At 73.5% G+C, this 19,172-nt stretch carries 17 protein-coding genes; 7 read left to right on the top strand and 10 right to left on the bottom strand.

Features of this window, described 5'->3' with window-relative positions; translation table 11 throughout:
* Window positions 1-137 precede the first annotated feature (137 nt).
* From DQ238_RS10300 to DQ238_RS10285, 4 genes are all read right to left on the bottom strand, one after another.
* Window positions 138-944, bottom strand: a complete 807-nt coding sequence (locus DQ238_RS10300; protein ID WP_113781198.1) for a DUF4239 domain-containing protein — start codon at window positions 942-944, stop codon at window positions 138-140.
* Window positions 945-1,116: 172 nt separating this feature from the next.
* Window positions 1,117-2,292 carry a serine hydrolase gene (locus DQ238_RS10295; protein ID WP_199506254.1) on the bottom strand — a complete coding sequence of 392 codons (1,176 nt, stop codon included), beginning with the start codon at window positions 2,290-2,292 and terminating at the stop codon, window positions 1,117-1,119.
* A gap of 414 nt (window positions 2,293-2,706) precedes the next feature.
* On the bottom strand, window positions 2,707-3,264 hold the full coding sequence (locus tag DQ238_RS10290) for a CAP domain-containing protein (RefSeq protein ID WP_113781196.1): 558 nt from the start codon (window positions 3,262-3,264) through the stop codon (window positions 2,707-2,709).
* 80 nt (window positions 3,265-3,344) lie between these two features.
* Window positions 3,345-3,542 carry a hypothetical protein gene (locus DQ238_RS10285; RefSeq protein ID WP_113781195.1) on the bottom strand — a complete coding sequence of 66 codons (198 nt, stop codon included), beginning with the start codon at window positions 3,540-3,542 and terminating at the stop codon, window positions 3,345-3,347.
* 913 nt (window positions 3,543-4,455) lie between these two features.
* Between DQ238_RS10285 and DQ238_RS10280 the strand changes: the two genes are divergently transcribed.
* Window positions 4,456-6,909, top strand: coding sequence for a LuxR C-terminal-related transcriptional regulator (locus tag DQ238_RS10280; RefSeq protein ID WP_158550754.1), 2,454 nt, complete (start codon window positions 4,456-4,458; stop codon window positions 6,907-6,909).
* A gap of 214 nt (window positions 6,910-7,123) precedes the next feature.
* Here DQ238_RS10280 and DQ238_RS23170 read toward each other — a convergent pair whose 3' ends face one another.
* From DQ238_RS23170 to DQ238_RS10260, 5 genes are all read right to left on the bottom strand, one after another.
* Window positions 7,124-7,360 carry a hypothetical protein gene (locus DQ238_RS23170; protein ID WP_199506253.1) on the bottom strand — a complete coding sequence of 79 codons (237 nt, stop codon included), beginning with the start codon at window positions 7,358-7,360 and terminating at the stop codon, window positions 7,124-7,126.
* Entirely contained in the window at window positions 7,339-7,590 is a 252-nt protein-coding gene (locus DQ238_RS23165; RefSeq protein ID WP_199506252.1) for a carboxymuconolactone decarboxylase family protein, read from the bottom strand. Before DQ238_RS23165 ends, DQ238_RS23170 begins: the two co-directional genes overlap by 22 nt.
* 86 nt (window positions 7,591-7,676) lie before the next feature.
* Entirely contained in the window at window positions 7,677-8,789 is a 1,113-nt protein-coding gene (locus DQ238_RS10270; protein WP_113781193.1) for a winged helix DNA-binding domain-containing protein, read from the bottom strand.
* Between the two features lie 56 nt (window positions 8,790-8,845).
* On the bottom strand, window positions 8,846-9,160 hold the full coding sequence (locus tag DQ238_RS23160; protein ID WP_199506251.1) for a hypothetical protein: 315 nt from the start codon (window positions 9,158-9,160) through the stop codon (window positions 8,846-8,848).
* An 81-nt stretch (window positions 9,161-9,241) separates the two neighbouring features.
* Complete coding sequence (locus tag DQ238_RS10260) at window positions 9,242-10,723, bottom strand: YdiU family protein (protein WP_113781192.1); 1,482 nt, start codon at window positions 10,721-10,723, stop codon at window positions 9,242-9,244.
* Window positions 10,724-10,850: 127 nt separating this feature from the next.
* Here DQ238_RS10260 and DQ238_RS10255 point away from each other — a divergent pair, with 127 nt between their 5' ends.
* On the top strand, window positions 10,851-11,666 hold the full coding sequence (locus DQ238_RS10255; RefSeq protein ID WP_113781191.1) for an SRPBCC family protein: 816 nt from the start codon (window positions 10,851-10,853) through the stop codon (window positions 11,664-11,666).
* Between the two features lie 396 nt (window positions 11,667-12,062).
* Complete coding sequence (locus tag DQ238_RS10250; protein WP_113781190.1) at window positions 12,063-12,263, top strand: hypothetical protein; 201 nt, start codon at window positions 12,063-12,065, stop codon at window positions 12,261-12,263.
* Here DQ238_RS10250 and DQ238_RS10245 read toward each other — a convergent pair.
* Window positions 12,191-13,765: a PucR family transcriptional regulator gene (locus DQ238_RS10245; RefSeq protein WP_147263043.1), complete on the bottom strand. Its 1,575-nt coding sequence runs from the start codon at window positions 13,763-13,765 to the stop codon at window positions 12,191-12,193. The genes DQ238_RS10250 and DQ238_RS10245 overlap by 73 nt on opposite strands.
* Window positions 13,766-13,938: 173 nt before the next feature.
* Here DQ238_RS10245 and DQ238_RS10240 point away from each other — a divergent pair, with 173 nt between their 5' ends.
* The 4 genes from DQ238_RS10240 to DQ238_RS10225 are packed head-to-tail and all read left to right on the top strand — an operon-like array spanning window position 13,939 to window position 19,165.
* On the top strand, window positions 13,939-14,835 hold the full coding sequence (locus DQ238_RS10240) for a xanthine dehydrogenase family protein subunit M (protein ID WP_113781188.1): 897 nt from the start codon (window positions 13,939-13,941) through the stop codon (window positions 14,833-14,835).
* 52 nt (window positions 14,836-14,887) lie between these two features.
* Window positions 14,888-15,418, top strand: coding sequence for a (2Fe-2S)-binding protein (locus DQ238_RS10235; protein WP_113781187.1), 531 nt, complete (start codon window positions 14,888-14,890; stop codon window positions 15,416-15,418).
* A gap of 1 nt (window position 15,419) precedes the next feature.
* Window positions 15,420-17,747 (top strand): xanthine dehydrogenase family protein molybdopterin-binding subunit, encoded by a 2,328-nt coding sequence (locus tag DQ238_RS10230; RefSeq protein ID WP_113781186.1) that lies wholly within the window; start codon window positions 15,420-15,422, stop codon window positions 17,745-17,747.
* The gene (locus tag DQ238_RS10225) at window positions 17,744-19,165 is read left to right on the top strand and encodes an amidohydrolase family protein (RefSeq protein ID WP_113781185.1); all 1,422 of its coding nucleotides are present in this window, start codon (window positions 17,744-17,746) and stop codon (window positions 19,163-19,165) included. Before DQ238_RS10230 ends, DQ238_RS10225 begins: the two co-directional genes overlap by 4 nt.
* Window positions 19,166-19,172 lie beyond the last annotated feature (7 nt).

The following is a 19,172-nucleotide window of genomic DNA, read 5'->3' as shown; positions in this document are numbered from 1 at the left end:
CCCGGGTCGACGTAGGAGCCGGTGACCACGGCAGCGGCGACCTCGTCGAGCCAGCGCTGGGTGTCGACCTTGCGGTCGAAGCCGGCTCAGCGCCGCCCAGCTCGATGAGCTGCAGGTGTTGCTCCCCTTGATGATCTTCAGAGGAGGCGGCCTTGCCCGTCGCAGGGGAGGACTGCGGTGCCATCGGGCAGAGCGGCGATCCGCTGTTCGACGTCGAGCATCGCGGTGGGCTCGATCTTCGCCGGGCCGGTGAAGGGAGTGTCGAGGTCTTGGATGATGAGCAGGGAGAGGCCGTACACGACCACTGTCCCGACGAGCACGGCCAGCTGCAGACGCCGGTGTACCGGCGGATGGCCCAGCAGCGCCGCAACGCCCACCGTGATGGCCACCGTGACCAGCATCAGCGTCCACGCCTGACCGGGGACGGCGGGTTGGCCCTCCTCGGCCCGCAGGATGCGCGCCTCGATGCGGCGGTTGTTCTCCAACGTGATCGGCTCGACCACGGCGACGTTGCGCTCGTCGCTGCGCGCTCGTGCGAGCGCTGCATCGATGCCGTGGGATGCCGCATCGGCGATCGGGGACAACGCGCTGCCCTCAGCCTGCGCGCGCCAGTCCGGCCCGGCGACCGCTCGGGCGTAGCACTGCAACGGGCCCAGCACATCGCGGCGCGACTCCGGGGTCAGCAGTGCCGCACTCTCCGCCATCGCCTGGACCGCGCCGGCTTCGGCCGCCGCTTGCTGGCTGGCGGTGTCGTACGAGCTGTAGGCCGAGACCAGCACGAATGCGAGGAGCAGCACCGCCAGTGTGCGGACGGGCTCGATCAGGTCGCTGACCGACAGCCCACCCATCCCGCTGTCCGGGGACCGCTGGATCAGGCGGTGCTGTACCCACAGACCGACGAGGAGGGGCAGCACCAGGATGACGATGATCAGGGAGGCGTGCACGTCTGCTCCTCGGTCGGGGGTGTTGCCAGCCGTGACGCCGTGCCCGCTCGGGCTGCCTGCGCTGCCAGCTTCGGACCGCTGACGGCCGTGATCGACCGGCGGGCGTCGGAGTCCTCGCCCCTGGTGGTGGTGGCCGGGGTGCTCCGGTGGGGCGGTTGCGGATCTGTGCGGATCAGAGCCGGGCGAGGATGCGCCTGGCGATCTCGTTGGCCGGCTGGGTGCCGTCGGGGGCGGTCTGCAGGTTGGTCAAGACGATGAGGGTGTTCCCGCGAACCGGGTCATGGCCCATGAACGACTGGTATCCGGGCAACGAACCGTCGTGGCCGATCATCGGCCCGAACCGGGCCAACGCCAGGCCGTAGGAGGCGCTGTCCGGATCGGCGGGATCGACCGGGGTGAGGCTGTCTAGCCGCTGCTGCTGCAAGGCGCGGTCGAGCAGGCCGCCGGTGACCAGTGCTCTGACGTAGACGGCCAGGTCGGCGGCGGTGGAGATCACGGCTCCGGCCGCCCAGCCCCACGACGGGTTCAGAGCGGTGACGTCGTTGGGCAGCAGTGTGCCGTCGCGGACGGCGGCCTGCTGGTCGGGTGGGAGCGCCGGGTCGGTCAGGGTGGAGAGGTTGGTGCCGAAGAGGTAGCCGTGTGGGTGGGGAGCCGGGATGGCGTTGTCCTCGATCGGCGGCAGCAGCGTCTGGCGCAGACCGAGCGGTTGGAAGATCCGTTCGCGGAAGACGTCGGCGAGCTGGCGACCGGTGAGCTGGTCGATGATCAGGCCCAGTAGGACGGTGTTCGTGTTCGAGTAGTGGTACCCCTCGCCGGGCGGGAAGTAGGGGGGCTGGGCCAGGCCGAGCGCGAGCAGCTCCTCGGGATGCCACACCCTGGTGGGGTCCTGGTCGAGGATGCGGTTGAACGACTCGAGCTCGGTGTAGCTGTGCAGGCCGCTGCGCATGTCCAGCAGCTGCGCGATGGTGATGTGGTCGCCGTTGGGGACATCGGGGCGGTACTTCGAGACCGGGTCGCTCAGCGCGATCCTGCGCTCCTGCACCAGTTGCAGCACGACGGTGCCGGTCATCGTCTTGGTGATCGATCCGACCCGGAAGTGGTCATCGATCCCGACCGGGTCGTTGCTGCCCAGCTGGCGGGTGCCGAACGCCTCCTCGTACTGTCCGGCCGGTGTGCGGACCAGGACGACTGCTCCCGGGACGTCCAGCTCGTGCAGCGCTCCGGTGATGATCGGGCGCAGCCTGGCGCCCAACTCGGTGGCGTCCCTCGTCGACGCCGACACGCCCGACGCGCTGGCCACGTCGCTGCTGGCGCAGGTCAGCACGCTCATCCCGACAGCGACCGCCACGACGGTCAGCGCAGCACGCCGCCACGCGAACCGCCGTCCGGCTCGAGCCGGTACAGCCGCCACGGCGCCCATCACCGCCTGGCCACGTGCCACGGCGAGGCCGAGCCCCGTGGCGACCGGCCGAGGAACCACGAGCGCAGGACCACGGCGGCGTGCGGTGTCATGACCATCCCCTCCACCCAGACGATCAGAACGGCGCCGGTCCAGGACGGCTCCGGCGATGCAACACGTCGGCGACCGGGGCCGGGACCGTGCCCAACCGGGTGGTCAGCGAGCCCGCTGCCGGCCCGACGGGCCGCAGCGCTCATCCGGTGATGCCACCCGGGCGTGCTGGGCCGGGCACCGAGTGCTCTGCATTCCGGCGCCCGACGCAGCACCACCGAGTACGGCATGTCGCACGACTCAGTACGGCATTCAGTACGGCATCTCGCCGATCATGTTGCCCGGCGGGTCATAGCGGCACACCACCACGGTGTCGAAGCGACCGTTTCGGGACCCACTGGCAGCACCGCAGCCGACCCGCTGGGTGTCCTTCCACACCATCTGCGAGTAGTGGCCCCACGATTGGATGGAGTTGCCCACCGGTTGAGGATTGGCGTCGTACATGGCCTTCTCCGAGTACCACCAAGCCAAGGCGTCGAGGGGATCAGGAGCCGTCGCGCCGAATCCTGAGCTCCAGGCGTTGTAGAGGTTCTCACCGACCTCGCCCCTGTTGGGGTCGTGGAGCAGGGGTCCGTCGGCCTGCGCGGTGGGCAGCAGCTTGTCGGCGTAGGCCTGCGCCGCCGCCGCGAGCGTGTCGTCCCATGCCAATGGCGGGGTGCCGACCTCGTCGCGGTACAGGTTGTGCTGGGCCACGATCCGGTCCTTCTGGCTGTTGTCCAACGCGGCCGAGGCCGTACCCGGGAGACCGATCAGGACGGCCGCGCTGACACCGGCTGCCCCCATGGTCTTGGCGATTCTGTTCATCGTCATCCCTCCTGTGTTCGAACCTGGTTCAGGTCCTGGGCCATCGCGGGCACGTTGATGCGGTGGGGCGGCTGGCGCTGTCGGGTTCAGCTGGAGTGCGTCCAACTGCCGTCAGGCCAGAGGTAGCTGTCGCCGAACCGGGTCGGCATCGCCGTCGGTGCGGCGACCGGGGCCACGCGCCGGGCACGGTTGCGTGTGGTGCTGACCCGGAACCAGGCGAGGATGCGGCCGCCGGTGGTCGCCGGAGCGTTGACGGGCGTGGTGACGGGTGTGGTGGCGGTCATGGTCGTCCCTCCGACGTGACGGTCTGGATGGCGCCGGTCCGAGACGGACCTGATGGAGCAGCACGTCGGCGACCGCAGCCGGGACCGTGCCCAGCCCCAGCCGCCAGCGGGCTGTCTGCCCGGCCGATCCGACTGTTCAGCAGCCGCTACCGGCCCGGATCGGAATGACGCATCGAGGGTCGCGCTCGCGACGGCTGGGACCAATGGACCCAGGTCCTGTTCCCGCAACAGACCCAGATCCCTTCTGCCGGGACGACCGCCGGTGAACTCTTCGCTGGGACGCCATTGCCCCGTTCGAGGAGGCGAGTCCGGGTTCAGAACCGCAGACAGTTGACGCCGGTCACGAGGCGGCTGTTGCCGTCGCTCTGCTGATTCCCGTTGTGTGCTCCGGTGCTCGCTCACCGGACACGAACGACTGAGAGGCGAAGGGCTCGAACGTGCCCGTAGAAGGGTCGACAACCCTCTCGTTGACGCACTCGCCGTCGTTCGGTGACGGTGAGGCGCTGGCGGCGAACAGCCCGAGACCGCCGGGAGCAGGAGCCGTGTTCCGAGTGCGCGTCCGACCGCCTGGTCTGTTTCCACGGCGTTCACCCCCTTTGTCGAGGCGTGTGCCCGCGTCTGCGGAGCTCCGAGGTCTGGTTGCGGCGCCTCGGCTGACCCCATCGCTTCCTCGGTCGGGCGGCGGCACGCTAACGCCGGGCTCGACCCGGCCACGATGAGCAGAATTACTCATGGCCTCCACTTCGCCGGACTTCCACGATCATCGGGTCAGCCAGCTGGGCGAGACGGCGCAGAGCGAAGGGGGGTGATCTGCGTGCCTGGTGCCCTCCCCTCGGACGCGGGAGCAGATGCGGTCACCGCGCAGCCGGCAGCGACGCCGGTCGGAGAGCCGGCGTGGCCGGGGCGGGGTCGGGTGATCGGTCGCGACGAGGACGTCGACCACCTGAGCGAGCTCCTCGTCCGGGAGGGCACGCAGCTGGTGACCCTGACCGGGATGGGTGGGGTCGGGAAGACCTCGGTGGCGGCCGCGGTCGCCACTCGGCTGGCTGCACGGATCCCGGTGGTGCCCTGGTCCGTGGGCAAGGCGTCACGAGGCGCACCGGCGCCGGTCCGGTCCAGGCCGCTCACCTCAGCGGCCGGTGACCACTCGATGGCGGCTGCGGCGGCGGAGCAGGCTCAGCTCGTGCTGTGGGTGCTCGACGACGCCGAGCAGCTGCTCGATCTGCGGGGGCTGCTGCAGCGGGCCCGGACCGCCAGCCCACGGGTGCGGGTACTGGCCACCAGCGCGACCCCCCTCGGAGTCGAGGGGGAGATCGTGTACCGGGTCCGGCCCCTCCCCTGGGCGACGGCCGGGTCGACGCCTCCCGGCCCGGGGCCGCGACTCCGCCCGCCGGCAGCGGCAACGCCACCCGCGGTGGCCCTCTACGCCGCCCGCGCCGCCGAGGCCGACGCCACCTTCCAACTGACCTCGATGAACACCGCCGCGGTCACCGGGCTCTGCCGGCTGCTGTCGGGGCACCCGCTGGCCCTCGAGCTCGCCGCCGCCCGAGTCGCGAGCCTGCCGCCGGAGGCGTTCGTCGACGCGCTGCGCAACGGTGCGGGCCTGGAGCTGCTCCGCGCCCCCCGCCCCCGCCACACCTCTCCCGGCCCGGCCCGGCACACGTCGATGGCCGCCGCGCTGGACGCCACCGTGCGCCACGTCCCGCCTGCGGCGCAGTCGTTGCTGGGCGACCTAGCGGTGTTCGCCGGGCCGTTCACCCTCGACGACGCCGCCGCCGTCACCGGCAGCACCGACAGCACCGGCGTGGGGGATCTGTTCGACACCCTCGCCGAGCTCGTCGACGTCGAGCTGGTCGACCCCGGCACCGAGCAGGACCCTGCAGTTCCGGGGCTCTACCACCTGCCCACGCTGGTGCGCATGTACGCCCGCGGACACCTCGACGGCACCGACTCGGCCCAGGTCGCCGACCGGCACCTGCGTCACGTCACCGCTCTCGCCGCGAAGGCCGGTGCCGCGCACCTGGCCGGGGACCTGACCCTCGCCTACCGGCTCCTCGACACCTACTGGGCCGACATCCTGGCTGCCGTGGACCGACACCGCAGCAGCGGCGAGGTCCTGGCCGCGTTGCGGTGCGCGGTCGACTGCGCACCGTACCTGGTCGCCGTCGGTCACGACGCTGCAGCCCGGCTCCGCATCGAGCAGCTCCTCGAAGCCACCCATCCCCTCGACGGCGTCGACCCGAACCTGGTCGCCCGCGGCCTGCTGTGGAGCGCCGCGCTCACCCGCCACACCACCAACCCCCAAGCCCACTCCCGGTGGGCTCGGCAACGCCTCGCCGACGGGCTGCAGCTGGCCCGCGACTGCGCCGAGGAAACCGTCCTGCTGCTCGGCCTCGAGCTGGCGTTCACCACCTACCCCGTGACCGGGGACCGCAAGACCGCCACCGCCGCGGTCGCCGAGGCTCGCCACCGCTGCGAACGCCGGGGCGACCAGCGGCGCCTGGCCCGGTTCGAGGCCTACGCCGCCATGCTCACCCACCAAGCCGGCGACCCCGACGCCGCGTTCGACCTCGGCCGGGCCGCGCTGGACCGGGCTCAAGCCCACGACGACGCCCGCGCCACCATCCTCGCCGCCCTGGCGCTCCTCGGCCTGCCACATCCCCCACCTGCCGCCCTGCCCGACATCGCCCACCTGCTGAGCTTGTGCCGCACCGTCAACGACCAGTACGCCCGCAGCTACCTCCTCGCCGTCTCTGCCGGCCGGCTGCTGCTCGACCACGACTACTCCGGCGCCGCCACGGCCGCAGTCGAGCACCTGCAGCTCGTCGACCAGTTCAGGGCCGCCGACACCATCCAACCCGCCCTCACCCACGTCACCCTGGTCACCCTGGCCGCCGAAACCGGCGACCTGGAAGCCGCCGCGACCCTGCAAGGCCGGCTCGAACACCTCACCCCGGTGCTGCACTCGGTCCTCGTCCCCGCCCGCCGTGCGCGCTATGACGACGCCCTGCGCACCGTGCGACGCCGCCTCGGCCCCCACCGCTACACCACACTCGGCCGCGAAGGAGCCCGGCTCTCCGCCGAAGCAGCCCTCTGCCTCGCCCTCGACTACGCCACCACGGTCGCCGTCCGGGTCGACCCGGACAGGACGGACGGCGCGGCACAGCCGCACAGCGTCCTCACCGCCCGCCAGATCGACATCCTCTGCGCCGTCGCCGCCGGACTCTCCGACTCCGAGATCGCCTCCGAGCTGGGCTTGAGCGTGCGCACCGTCAGCAACCACTGCGCCGCCATCTACCGCAAGATCGGCGTCCGCAGCCGCGTCGAAGCCACCAACTGGACGCACCAGCACGGGCTCATGAGCTGACCTGAGCAACCCGGCCTGAACCAGGGAGGCCAGGGGCCGACCCCGTCAACGACTCGATGACTCGGCCAACGACTGTGGGCTCGTCCCTCGCGACCGCCAGACGACGAAGGGGTTGACGATCAGCTGGGTCAGACGCCGGCGTCGGCGGCCGAGCGGAGCATCCCGTAGGCGACGGTGAACAGCAGGCTGCGGTGGGCGAGGAACGGATCGTCGGTCACGCCGAGGCGACGCCGTCCGCCGTCGGGGCCGCCAGCGGCGGCAGGCCGCAGGACGCGGAGAACTCCTGCGACCGGATGCCCAGTGCGACGTTCCCCCGGGCGGTCGTGTTCATCATCCCGATCCGGGCGGTCAGCTCGACGAGCGCGGGTGCGCCCAGGCCCGAGAGCAGGGCGGCCGACATCTCGTCGGTCACGGCCGGCGGGGTCCGGCTCACCGCCTCGGCGGACTCCATGACCCTGCCCTCCAGGGGGTGGTGAAGGCGGTGGACTCCCGCCACCGCGGTACCTCCCGCGCCTTGGCCTCGTCGAGCCCGCGGTCGTGCGTCATGGAGTAGTGGAGATCGAGGCAGACGCCGCAGCCGATCACGCCGGCCGCGGCCATGGCGGCGAAGGACGCCAGGTTGCGATCCAGCCGGTGCCACGGGTCGACCTTCCGGCCGACGCCCATCGAGTCCTCGAACACCGCCGGGTGGTGCCACATGACCCCGGCCGCGATCCGGGTGTGACACCCGCTGGTCGTCCCGCTCCACCGTGCGAGCCGGCGCGTGCCTACGGGTCCGCCACCGTCAGCGATCCCGGCGTCCCGTCGCCCAGGAAGGCGGCCAGGTTCGCTCCCTCTGCCTCGAGGCCATCACGCTCGTGCGCGTCCAGCGGGCGCAGCGGCCGGACCGTGACCGCGACCCCGCCGTCCGCGCGGTCGCTGCTCGTCCACGTGGCCGCCACGAAGCCGTCGACCAGGACGAACCGTGCCCCCGTCACGCTCAGGCCCCGGTGCTCGTCGCCGACGATCCGCGAGCGGTCGTCGTAGCCGAGGACGGCGTTGTCGAAGGCGGGCAGGAAGCGGACCGGTGCGCTCTGCTCGCCGTCGGGCAGCGGGCCGTCGGGGACGTCGAGCAGCTCGCGGCCGCGCTCGTCGCGGAAGGTCCGAAAGCGCGGCCGCAGCCGCTCGACGACCGGCGGCAGACCGCTCAGCCCGGACCAGGCCCGCAGGTCCGCACCCGCGGCCGGCCCGTGGGCCCGCAGGTAGCGCAGCACCAGAGCCGCGAGCACGTCGTCCTGCTCCGGCGTCTCCGGCTCGCGCCCGAGCCAGGCGCCCACCGTCGTGTTGCGGGCCGGTGCCTGCCGGCGCCACAGCCCCCGCGGCGGCGTCTGCACCAGCGGCACCAGGCTGGAGAGGGCATCGCCGAGGTCCCGCGCGGCGACGCCGGGCCAGCGGTCGCCGAGACGACGTCCCACCTCGGGCAGCGTCCGCGGTTCCTCGGCGAACAGGGCCTGCCCGGCCGCGCCGAGTGCCTCCAGGTCGACCCCGGGCAGCCGGCGTCCCAGGGTGCCGACCATGCGCGCGACCAGCATCGGCTGGTGCACCGGCCGGAGGGTCAGGCAGTCCGCGGCGGTGACCAGGTGCAGCGTCCGGCGCATGAGCAGCGTACGGACGACGCGCCGGGTCTTGAGCAGGTCGACGAGGTCGCCCGGTGCGAACGAGGCCGACCGCGACCACAGGCCGACGTACGGCTCCTGGGGCTCCTGCGCCTGCAGGCCGACCAGGTGCTCGACGGCGTCGACCGCGGTCCGCGGATCCCGCCGCAGCAGCAGTTGCCGTTCGAGCGTGGCGCGGTTCAGCGTCCGCCGGTCGAGGACCTCGGCTCCCGTCGCCCGTCGCACCCCCGCTGTCTACCGCAGGGGTGCGACGTCCCGCGGTCGGTGACGGACCAGCGGGATCAGGCCGCCAGCCGGTGGTGGTGGCAGCGGCCCCCGGTGGTGGCCCGGGCACCGCACGGCGCACCGGCCCTGGTCCGGCCGCCGCTGTCCCCGCAGCGGGTCGGAGCCGCGGGCCGCTCGGCCGCCGGCGCGGCTGCCGCCGGGCGGGCGAAGGGCAGGACGACGGCGTCGCCGTCCGCCGGCGGGCGGAGGTCCGCAGCGGGAGCGGCCGCGGTCACCGGCACGGAACGCTCCGCGCGTCGGTGCAGAGCCGTTGCCGCGGTCAGGCCGGCGGTGAAGGCGGCGAGGGCGGTGGTGACGTGGCTGGCGCGCATGCCTCCCTCATCGGCGGACCGAACGCCCGGTGGAACGCTTCCGCCACAGCCGCCACAGCCGCCACAGCCGCCACAGCCGCCTCAGGTGCCGCAGAAGGTCCGGTAGACGCCGAAGTCCTGCGGAGCAGGGGCCGCGTACCGCTCGAGGCCGGCGCGCTCCTCGAAGGGCCCGGTCACGGCGTCCAGGAGCCGTTCGAGCGGGTCCAGGTCGCCCTCGGTCGCGGCGGCGAGGGCCTCCTCGACCAGGTGGTTGCGGGGGGTGTAGACGGGGTTGACCCGGTCCATCACCTCGGCGTCCGGCCCCAGGGCCCGCCAGCGCTCCAGCCAGCCGTCGAACGCCGCGAGGTCGAGGAACAGCTCGCGCGCGGGCTCTGCGTCGCCGCGGGCGGCCGCCCCGAGGGCGCGGAAGAACGAGGTGAAGTCGACGGAGCTCTGCTGTAGCTGGGCCAGCAGCTCCTCGACCAGCGGCCGGGCCACGGCGTCGTCCAGGCCCTCGGGCAGGCCGAGCTTGGCGCGCATGCCGGCCGACCACGCGGCGTCGTACTGCCCGGGGAAGGCGCCGAGCGACTCCGTCGCGAGCGCGACCGCCTGCTCGACGTCGTCGGAGAACAGGGGGAGCAGGGCCTCGGCGAACCGGGCGAGGTTCCACTGGACCACGGCCGGCTGGTTGCCGTAGGCGTATCGCCCGCCGGTGTCGATCGAGCTGTAGACCGTGGCCGGGTCGTAGGCCTCCATGAACGCGCACGGACCGTAGTCGATGGTCTCGCCCGAGATCGTCGTGTTGTCGGTGTTCATCACCCCGTGCACGAACCCCACCAGCATCCACCGGGCCACCAGCGACGCCTGGGCCGCGAGCACCGACTCGAAGAGGGCCAGGTACGGGTGCTCGGCCTCCGCGGCCTCACCATCGCCCACGCCGACCCCGTGCCGGGGGATCGCGGAGTCGGCGAGGCGGCGCAGGAGGTCGACGTCGCCGGTGACGCGGGCGTACTGGAAGGTCCCCACGCGCAGGTGGCTGCTGGCCACCCGGGCCAGGACGGCCCCGGGCAGCAGGGTCTCCCGGCGCACCAGGCGCCCGGTCGCCACCACGGCGAGGGAGCGGGTCGTCGGGATGCCGAGGGCGTGCATCGCCTCGCTGACCACGTACTCGCGCAGCATCGGACCGACCGCGGCCCGGCCGTCGGCGCCGCCGCGCGCGAACGGCGTGCGGCCCGAGCCCTTGAGGTGTAGGTCGCGGAGGTGACCGTCGGCGTCGACGAGCTCGCCGAGCAGGAGAGCGCGCCCGTCGCCGAGACGCGGGACGAACCCGCCGAACTGGTGCCCGGCGTAGGCCTGCGCCACCGGCGTGGCACCGTCGGGAACGACCGTGCCGGTCAGCAGGCCGGTGCCCTCGGGGGTCCGCAGCCAGTCGGGGTCGAGGCCGAGCTCGGCGGCCAGCGGCTCGTTGAGCACCAGCAGCCGCGGGTCGGGAGCCTCCTCGGCCTGCCAGGGGAGGGCCAGCTCCGGGAGCTCGCGGGCGAAGCGGTGGCCGAGGGTGACGGTCGGTGGCGGTGCGACGCTCACGTCGTCGACAGTACGTCGGACACCCGGAACCGGCCGGCGGCCCTCCTCGTCCGTTGTGGCGTGCATCACCTCCGCGCGGCCGGGGTAGCGCGGGTGATCCGGGTGTCCTGCGACGAGGGGGTCAGCGATGAGCACCAAGGTCGAGAAGTCGATCCAGGTCGACGTGCCGGTGGACCAGGCCTACAACCAGTGGACCCAGTTCGAGGACTTCCCGCACTTCATGGGCGGCGTCGAGGAGGTGCGCCAGCTCGACGACCGGCGCCTGCACTGGGTCGCCGAGATCGCCGGTGTGCGGCGGGAGTGGGAGGCGACGATCCTCGAGCAGGTGCCCGACCAGAAGATCGCCTGGGCGGCCACCAGCGGCGCCACCAACGCCGGAGCGGTCCGCTTCGAGCCGACCGGCCCGAGCGCGACGACCGTGTACCTGACCCTGGAGTACGAGCCCGAGGGCGTCGTGGAGCAGGTGGGCGACAAGCTCGGGATCGTGGAGCGGCAGGTGAAGTCCGACCTGCAGAGGTTCAAGGACCTGATCGAGGACGAGGGCTACGCCACCGGCGCGTGGCGGGGCTCGGTCGACGAGCACGTCGACGTCGGCACACCCGGTGTGGGAGACGCCTCCGGCTCGCGAGGGGACAGCGGCAAGGCCGGGGTCTCGGGGAAGGCCGTCGCCGCGGGCGTCGCGGCCGTGGCCGGTGTCGCCGCAGCAGGCGTCGCGGCCGCCGTGTCGAAGAGCGGTCAGGAGGAGGACCAGCCGCAGGGGGTGCGCCAGCCGCAGGAGGTGACCGTCGTCGAGCAGCCACCGGCGGACGCCGTCGTCCGGGACGACGTGCTGGTCGAGGAGTCCAGCCCGGAGGGCTACACCGCCCCGTCGTCCACCGAGGGCGTCGAGAGGAGTGTGCGGGACAGCGGCGACGACCCCATGATCGGCGGCGGCAACCGCTGATCCACGCGGTCGGTGGAGGAGGGGTCGACGCCTCCTCCTCCGGCCACCGGCACCGTCTGCGTCAGGTGCTCCAGCGGGCTCGCCGGCAGATCTTGACACCCGGCCCGGTCCAGAACACCCTGTGCGTCCTCTGCCGGGTCGGGGGACGGCGGCCGAGGACGACGCCACGGCGGGACGAGGACACGACATGACGCAGTCGGGATCCGGGCGGGCGCAGGTCGCCGTCGAGGGGTTCATCGCAGCCCTGCAGCAGGGCGAGGCCGAGGGCCACGACCGACCGAGGGCCCGGGAACCGGCGCCCTTCCACGGAGGCGACCGCGGTGGAGAGCGCGGGGCCGGGCTGGTCCCGGCTGCCTCCGGGGGTAGGGGGCCGAGGGCACGGGGTAGTCCAGATCGGTGCAGATCGACAAGGAACAGGTCCTCGAACTGCTGCGCGCCAAGGGGGAGGCGTCGACGGCCGAGCAGGCTGCGCGGGAGCTGCCCGACCGGGTCGACACCGACGAGCACGTGGAGTTGCTGAACTCCTACGGCCTGCAGCCCCAGGAGGTGGTCTCCAAGCTCGGCGGCGGGCCGCTGGGCCGGATGACCGGCCGCTGAGCCACGGGCGATGACCCGCTCAGCTCGTCGAGGGCCAGCGCCAGGACGAGTGCGGTGTGCCGGTGCGGCGCGGAGACGTCCCCGATCAGCTCACGGATCCGCTGCAGCCGGCCGTACAGCGTCTGGCGACGCAGCCGCAGGAACTGCGCGGTCCGCACCTTCGACGAGTCGTGGGCGAGGTACACCCGCAGGGTAGGGGCCAGCTCGGTCCCGTGGGCGGCGTCGTACCGGAGCAGCGGGCCGATCTCCTCGTGCACCAGCTGCTCGGCCAGCGACCCGCCGCGGACACCGGCGAGCAGCAGTTGGGCGGTCAGCGCCGCCGCGGAGACCACCCGATCGTCGTCGGGAGGAGCCAGGCCGACGGCCGCGCGGGCGCGTGCCAGTGAGCGGTCGACGTCCTCCAGCCGGGGAACGACCGTGCCGGCCACGACCCGAGCGTCGGTCGGCCCCAGCGCGTCGACCGCGTGCAGCACCACACGTGCGGTGACCGTCGGCGCCGACGTCCTGACGACGACCACCACGTCCTCACCGACGTCGGCCACCAGGGCGGTTCCGGGCGCCAGCGCGCCGGTGACCGCCCGGACCGCCGCGTCGGGGTCGACCGGGCTCAGGCCCGTGAGGACCAGGGCCGCGTACCGGGCTTCCGCGGGGAAGGGCAACCCGAGGACCCGTGCCCGGGTGACCAGCTCGGCCGGGCTCCGCCAGCGCCGCTCGGCGAGGTCGTCGACCAGGCAGCGCCGGCGGGCCTGCAGGTCGTCGTCGGCGGTGGAGCGGAGCAGCGCCAGCCCGAGCGCCTCGGCGCCGTACCCGCACGCGGCGGGGACGAGGGGGTCGTCGGGCCGAGCCGGAGGGAGGACCGCGACCTGGCCCCAGTGCCGGTCGAACAGGACGACGTCCCGGCGCGCGACGGGGCGCCCACGCCGGCCTCCGGAGCCGGCGTCCGTCCCAGCGGCCGCCACCAGAGCACCCTCCGCGGTCGTCACGACCACCGGGGCGGCCACCAGGTCGGCGAGGACAGCGGCGAGCTCCTGCGGGCCTGCACCGTCGAGCAGGGCATCGGTCAACACCTCGCGCAGCTCCCGCTCCCGGCGCGCCGTCCCGGCCGCACGGTCCAGGATCGCCGCCTGCACCCGCTCGGTGATCTCGACGAACGGGACGATCTCGCGCAGGACGAGCAGGGGCAGAGCGTGTCGTCGGCAGGCCTGCACGAGGGCGGGCGGCGCCTCGGGGAACGTCCAGCCCAGCTCCAGCGCCAGCGCGGCCACCCCACGGTGGGCCAACGCCTCGACGTAGGCGGCCTCGCCCACCGCGCCCCGTCCGGTGATGCCCAGGCCGGTGGTGAGCAGCAGCTCGCCGCCCTTGAGCAGGTAGGCGGCCTCGGCCAGCTCGCTGGTGTGCACCCACCGCACCGGGCGGTCGAGCAGCTCCCCTCCCACGACGACCTGGGGGTCCGCACGGCGCAGGACGTCCAGCGCCAGCACCTCGGCCAGGGTCACCGTCACGGGAGGAGCCCAGCAGCAGCCGGACGAAACGTCCAGTCCTCGCCGCCAAGCTGCACCACAACGTCCGTGGCGCCGGCGGCTCGCGATCGCGACGATGACCTCGCACGGACACGACCTCGCACGGACACCGCGACCAGACCGGACGGCCCGCGCGGGAGCCACAGGGAGCCCTCGTGAAACCAGCTCCGTTCCAGTACCTCGCCCCCAGGAGCATCGAGGAGACCGTCGAGCTCCTGCGGGAGCACGGCGAGGACGCCAAGGTGCTCGCCGGCGGACAGAGCCTCGTCCCCATGCTCAACTTCCGGTTGGCCCGCCCGGCCGTGCTCATCGACGTCAACTCGGTCACGGGCCTCGACGGCATCGAGGTCGAGGACGGGACGCTCTCCGTCGGGGCGACCACCCGGCAGCGGACCCTCGAGCGTCGGCTGTCGGCCGGAGGCTCCGGCGCCCAGGACGGGGGTTGGGCCCTGTTGGGCGAGGCGGCCGGCCACATCGGGCACCTGCACATCCGCACCCGTGGAACCGTCGGCGGCAGCCTGGCCCACGCCGACCCGGCCGCGGAGCTCCCTGCCGCCGTCAGCGCACTCGGCGCCACCCTCGTCGCCCGGAGCCGGGACGGCGAGCGCGAGATCGCCCCGCACGAGTTTTTCCAGGGGTTCTTCACCACGGCGCTGCGACCCGACGAGCTGCTCACCCGGGTGCGGGTGCCGAGCTGGCCGGAGGGGACGCGCAGCTGCCTGCTCGAGGTCAGCCGGCGGCGGGGCGACTTCGCCCAGGTGGCCGTGGCCGCGGTGGTGGCCATGGCCGACGGACGGGTGGTCCGGGCCGGCGTCGCGCTCGCCGGCGTGGGGGCCAGCACGGTCGAGGCCCCGGACGTCGCCGCCGGGCTGGTCGGTGAGGTGCCACGGCCGCAGCTGATCGCCGAGCTCGCCGACGACCTCTGCGCTCGGCTCGACCCGCCGTCGGACACCCACGGCTCGGCCGGCTACCGGCGCGCTCTGGCCGGACACCTCCTGCAGCGGGCCCTCCTCGACGCCACCAGCCCGACCGGCGCAGCGGCCGCCGCCTGACCCCCGGACCGATGGTCGGCCCGGCGAGGACCGGCCGGAGAGCGAGCAGACGATGGACGTCCAGCAGGAGAGCGTCGTCGACCCCGCGGCGGCCGGACCCGCCGCCGGGGTGCAGGAGGTGACGATCCGGGTCACGGTCAACGGCGCCGTCCACGAGCGGCCGGTGCCGGTGCGGACCTCACTGGTCGACTTCCTCAGGGAGGACCTCGGCCTGACCGGGTCGCACGTCGGCTGCGAGCACGGGGTCTGCGGCGCCTGCACCGTCCTGCTGGACGCCGAACCCGTCCGGGGCTGCCTGCTGTTCGCCGTGCAGGCCGACGGTCACGAGGTCACCACGGTGGAGGCCCTGGCGACCGGGGACGAGCTGCACCCCCTCCAGCAGGCGTTCTGGGAGCACCACGGTCTGCAGTGCGGGTTCTGCACCCCCGGGATCCTGCTGACCGCCTACGACCTCCTGCGGGAGCGGCACGGCGTGAGCGAGGCGGAGATCCGGGAGGCGCTGTCGGGCAACCTGTGCCGGTGCACCGGTTACCAGGGCATCGTCCGCTCCATCCAGGCTGCCGACGAGAGCTGGGAGCGCTGACATGGGCGTGCAGACGGTCGGTGCCAGCGTCCGGCGGACGGAGGACCCGCGGCTGCTGCGCGGTGAGGGCGCCTACGTCGACGATCTGCGCATCCCCGGCGTGCTGCACATGGCGGTGCTGCGGAGCCCGGAGGCGCACGCACGGATCCGGTCGGTCGACGTGGGTCCGGCCCGCGCCCTGGCCGGGGTCGTGGACGCCTTCTCCGCCGCCGAGCTGGGGCGCGACCAGCCGGCCATCCCGGCCCTGTTCGCGGTGGAGTCCTTCCGTCCGGCGCCCCAGTACCCGCTGGCGGTCGACACCGTCCGCTACGTCGGCGACCCGGTGGCGGTCGTGGTCGCCGAGAGCCGGCACGTCGCCGAGGACGCCCTCGAGCTGATCGAGGTGGACTACGAACCGCTCGAGGCGGTGGTGGACGCCTCCGCGGCGATCCAGCCCGGCGCCCCGGTGCTGCACGACGACGCCCCGGACAACGTGGCCGCGACGATGGTCTACGAGAGCGGCGACGTGGAGGCCGCGTTCGCCGGCGCCGACCGGGTCGTCCGGGAGCGGCTGGACGTGCAGCGCTACACCGGCATCCCGCTGGAGACCCGCGGGGTGGTCGCGCACCGCGACCCGGTGACCGGGGAGCTGACCGTCTGGGCCTCCACCCAGTGGCCGCACACGATGCGGACCATCCTGGCCGGGATGCTCGGCGTGCCGGCGCGCGCCGTCCGCGTGGTGACCCCGGACATCGGCGGCGGGTTCGGCGTCAAGGCCGACTTCTCCCCGGAGGACTTCCTCGTGCCCTACGTCGCCGGCCGGATCGGCCGGCCGGTCAAGTGGATCGAGGACCGCAACGAGCACTTCCTGGCCATCGCGCACTCCCGGGAGCAGATCCACGAGGTCGAGCTGGCGTTGCGCGACGACGGCGCGATCCTGGGCCTGCGGGCCCGGCACATCACCGACTGCGGCGCCTACCAGCGGCCCCTGGGGCTGGTCAACGCCTCGCTCGCCGGCACCAGCCTCGGCGGGGTCTACCGGGTGCCGGCCTACCGGGTCGAGGCGGTCTGCGCCTCGACCAACAAGGCACCGGCGTCGCCCTACCGGGGAGCCGGCGTGCCGGAGGCCACCTTCGCCCGGGAGCGGCTGTTCGACATCGCCGCGCGGGAGCTCGGCATCGACCGGGTCGAGCTGCGCCGACGCAACCTGCTCACCCCCGACGAGCTGCCCCACGACACGGGGCTGGTCTCGCTGGAGGCCGCCGTCGTCCTCGACAGCGGGGACTTCCCGGCCGCGCTGGACAGGGCGCTGGAGATGGCCGGCTACGCCGACTTCTCCGCACGCCAGCAGGCGGCCCGCGACGAGGGGCGGCTGATCGGTCTGGGCATCTGCGTCTACCACCAGGTCACCGGTACCGGCCCGTTCGAGGGCGGCAGCGTGCGGGTCGACCCCACCGGCGAGGTCACCATCACCTCCGGTGCCGCGCCCCAGGGGCAGGGGACCGCGACCATGCTGGCGCAGATCGCCGCCGACGAGCTGCAGGTCCCGCACGAGAGCATCAAGGTCGTGTTCGGGGACACCGGCCGGCTCCCGTTCGGGATGGGGACCTACGCCAGCCGCAACGCGGTCATGGCCGGCACGTCGGTGGTCATGGCCGCGCGGCAGGTGCGGGACAAGGCACGCGAGCTGGCCGCGCACCTGCTCGAGGCCGACCCGGCCGACCTGGAGCTCGAGGACGGCGCCTTCACCGTGCGGGGCGTGCCGACCTCCCGGGTCGGCTGGGCCGGGGTCGCCGCCGCCGCCACGCCGGGCGGGAACCGGCCGGCGGGGATGGAGCCGGACCTGGAGGCGGTGCAGTACTTCGAGAACATGGCCGCCCCGTACTCCTACGGCATCCACGTCGCCGAGGTCGAGGTCGACCCGCACACCGGCTACACCACGGTCACCCGGTACGTCGTGGTCAACGACGCCGGCCGCATCGTCAACCCCCGCAACGCCGAGGGCCAGATCGTCGGCGGAGTGGCCCAGGGGCTGGGCGGAGCGCTGATGGAGGAGCTGGTGTACGCCCCCGACGGCCAGCCGCAGACGACGTCCTTCCTGGACTACCTGGTGCCCGGCAGCCTCGACGTGCCGGACGTCGAGATCGCCCACCTGGCCTCGACCACGCCGCTCAACCCGCTGGGCGTCAAGGGCATGGGGGAGGGCGGCGCCATCGGAGCGCACACCGCCGTGGCCAACGCCGTGGCCGACGCCATCGAACACCTGGGCTGCCGGGTCACCCGGACGCCGCTCACACCCGCCGCGGTGTGGGAACTCCTCCGGTCGGCGACCGCGGGTGCCCCCGCATGAGCCGGGAGGACCCGCCGTCCGCTGGGGTCGTCACCGTCCTCGCCGGGGCGACGGTCGTGCCCGTGGACCCCGCCCGGCGGGTGCTGGACGACGCAGCCGTGGCCTTCACCGACCGGGTGCTGGCGGTGGGGCCCACGGCCGAGGTCCGGGCGGCACACCCGGACGCCCACGTCGTCGACTGCACCGGACGCCTGGTGCTGCCGGGCTTCGTCAACACGCACACCCACCTCTTCCAGACCCTGCTCAAGGGGCTGGGTGACGACCGCGTGCTCTCCGACTGGTTCCTCACGATGACCGGGCCGTCGGCGGCCGAACTGACCGAGGAGGACTGCTCCGCCGCAGCGCTGCACGGGTGCGCCGAGGCGCTCACCACCGGGACGACCACGCTCGTGGACTTCATGTACGTCCACCCCCGCCCCCGGCTCGGTGACGCGGTGGCGTCCGCCATGTCCGACATCGGCATCCGGGGCGTGGTGGCCCGGGGCTACATGACCGCCGGCGCCGACGTCGGTGCCCCGCCGGAGCTGGTCCAGCCGCTGGACGCGGCGCTGGGCGACGCCGAACGGCTGATCGGGGAGTGGAACCGGCCGGGATCGCGGGTGACCGTCGGCCTGGCCCCGTGCATGAGCTGGACGGTGGACGAGCCGACGCTGCGCGAGACCCGGGCCCTGGCCGACCGGACCGGCGCTCTGGTCACCATGCACCTGGCCGAGTCGGCCTTCGACGTCGAGGAGTCCGTCCGCAGGTTCGGGATCCGGGACGTGCCGCTGGCCGAGCGCACCGGGCTGCTGGGGCCGGACCTGCTGGCCGTGCACTGCGTCCAGGTAGACGAGCACGACCTCAGGCTGATCGGGGAATCCGGCACCAAGGTCTCGCACAACCCCTGCTCGAACCTCTACCTGGGCTCGGGGTTCGCCCCCGTCCCGGCGATGCACCGGCGCGGCATCCCCGTGGGCCTGGCCAGCGACGGGCCGGCGTCGTCGTCGAACCACTCGATGCTGCAGGCCATGAAGTTCGCCGCGCTGCTGCACAAGGGGGTGCACCGCGACCCGGAGGTCATGACCGCGGAAAAGGCGCTGGAGATGGCGACGATCGACGGCGCCCGGGCGGTGGGCCTCGAGGACGCCGTCGGCTCCCTGGAGGTGGGCAAGCGGGCCGACGTCGTCGTCCTGGACCTGTCCAACCTGTGCGCCACGCCGCTGCACGCGGCGGTGTCGTCGCTGGTCTACAGCCAGCGCGGCGACGAGGTGGAGCGGGTGTACGTCGACGGGCGGCTCGTGGTGGACGGCGGGCGCCTCGTCACGGCCGACGAAGCCGAGGTCCGTTCCCGTTCCGCGGCCGCCGCCGCCGCGCTGACGGCCCGGGCCGGCACCGACCGGTTTGCCCACCGGCGGTGGCGGTCCCTCATCGGCGCGTGAGGTCGCC

The sequence above is a fragment of the Geodermatophilus sp. TF02-6 genome, assembly GCF_003319115.1.
Lineage (GTDB): Bacteria > Actinomycetota > Actinomycetes > Mycobacteriales > Geodermatophilaceae > Geodermatophilus.
The sequence above is the reverse complement of the archived record's forward strand: the minus strand, read 5'-3'. Positions and strand labels throughout refer to the sequence as shown.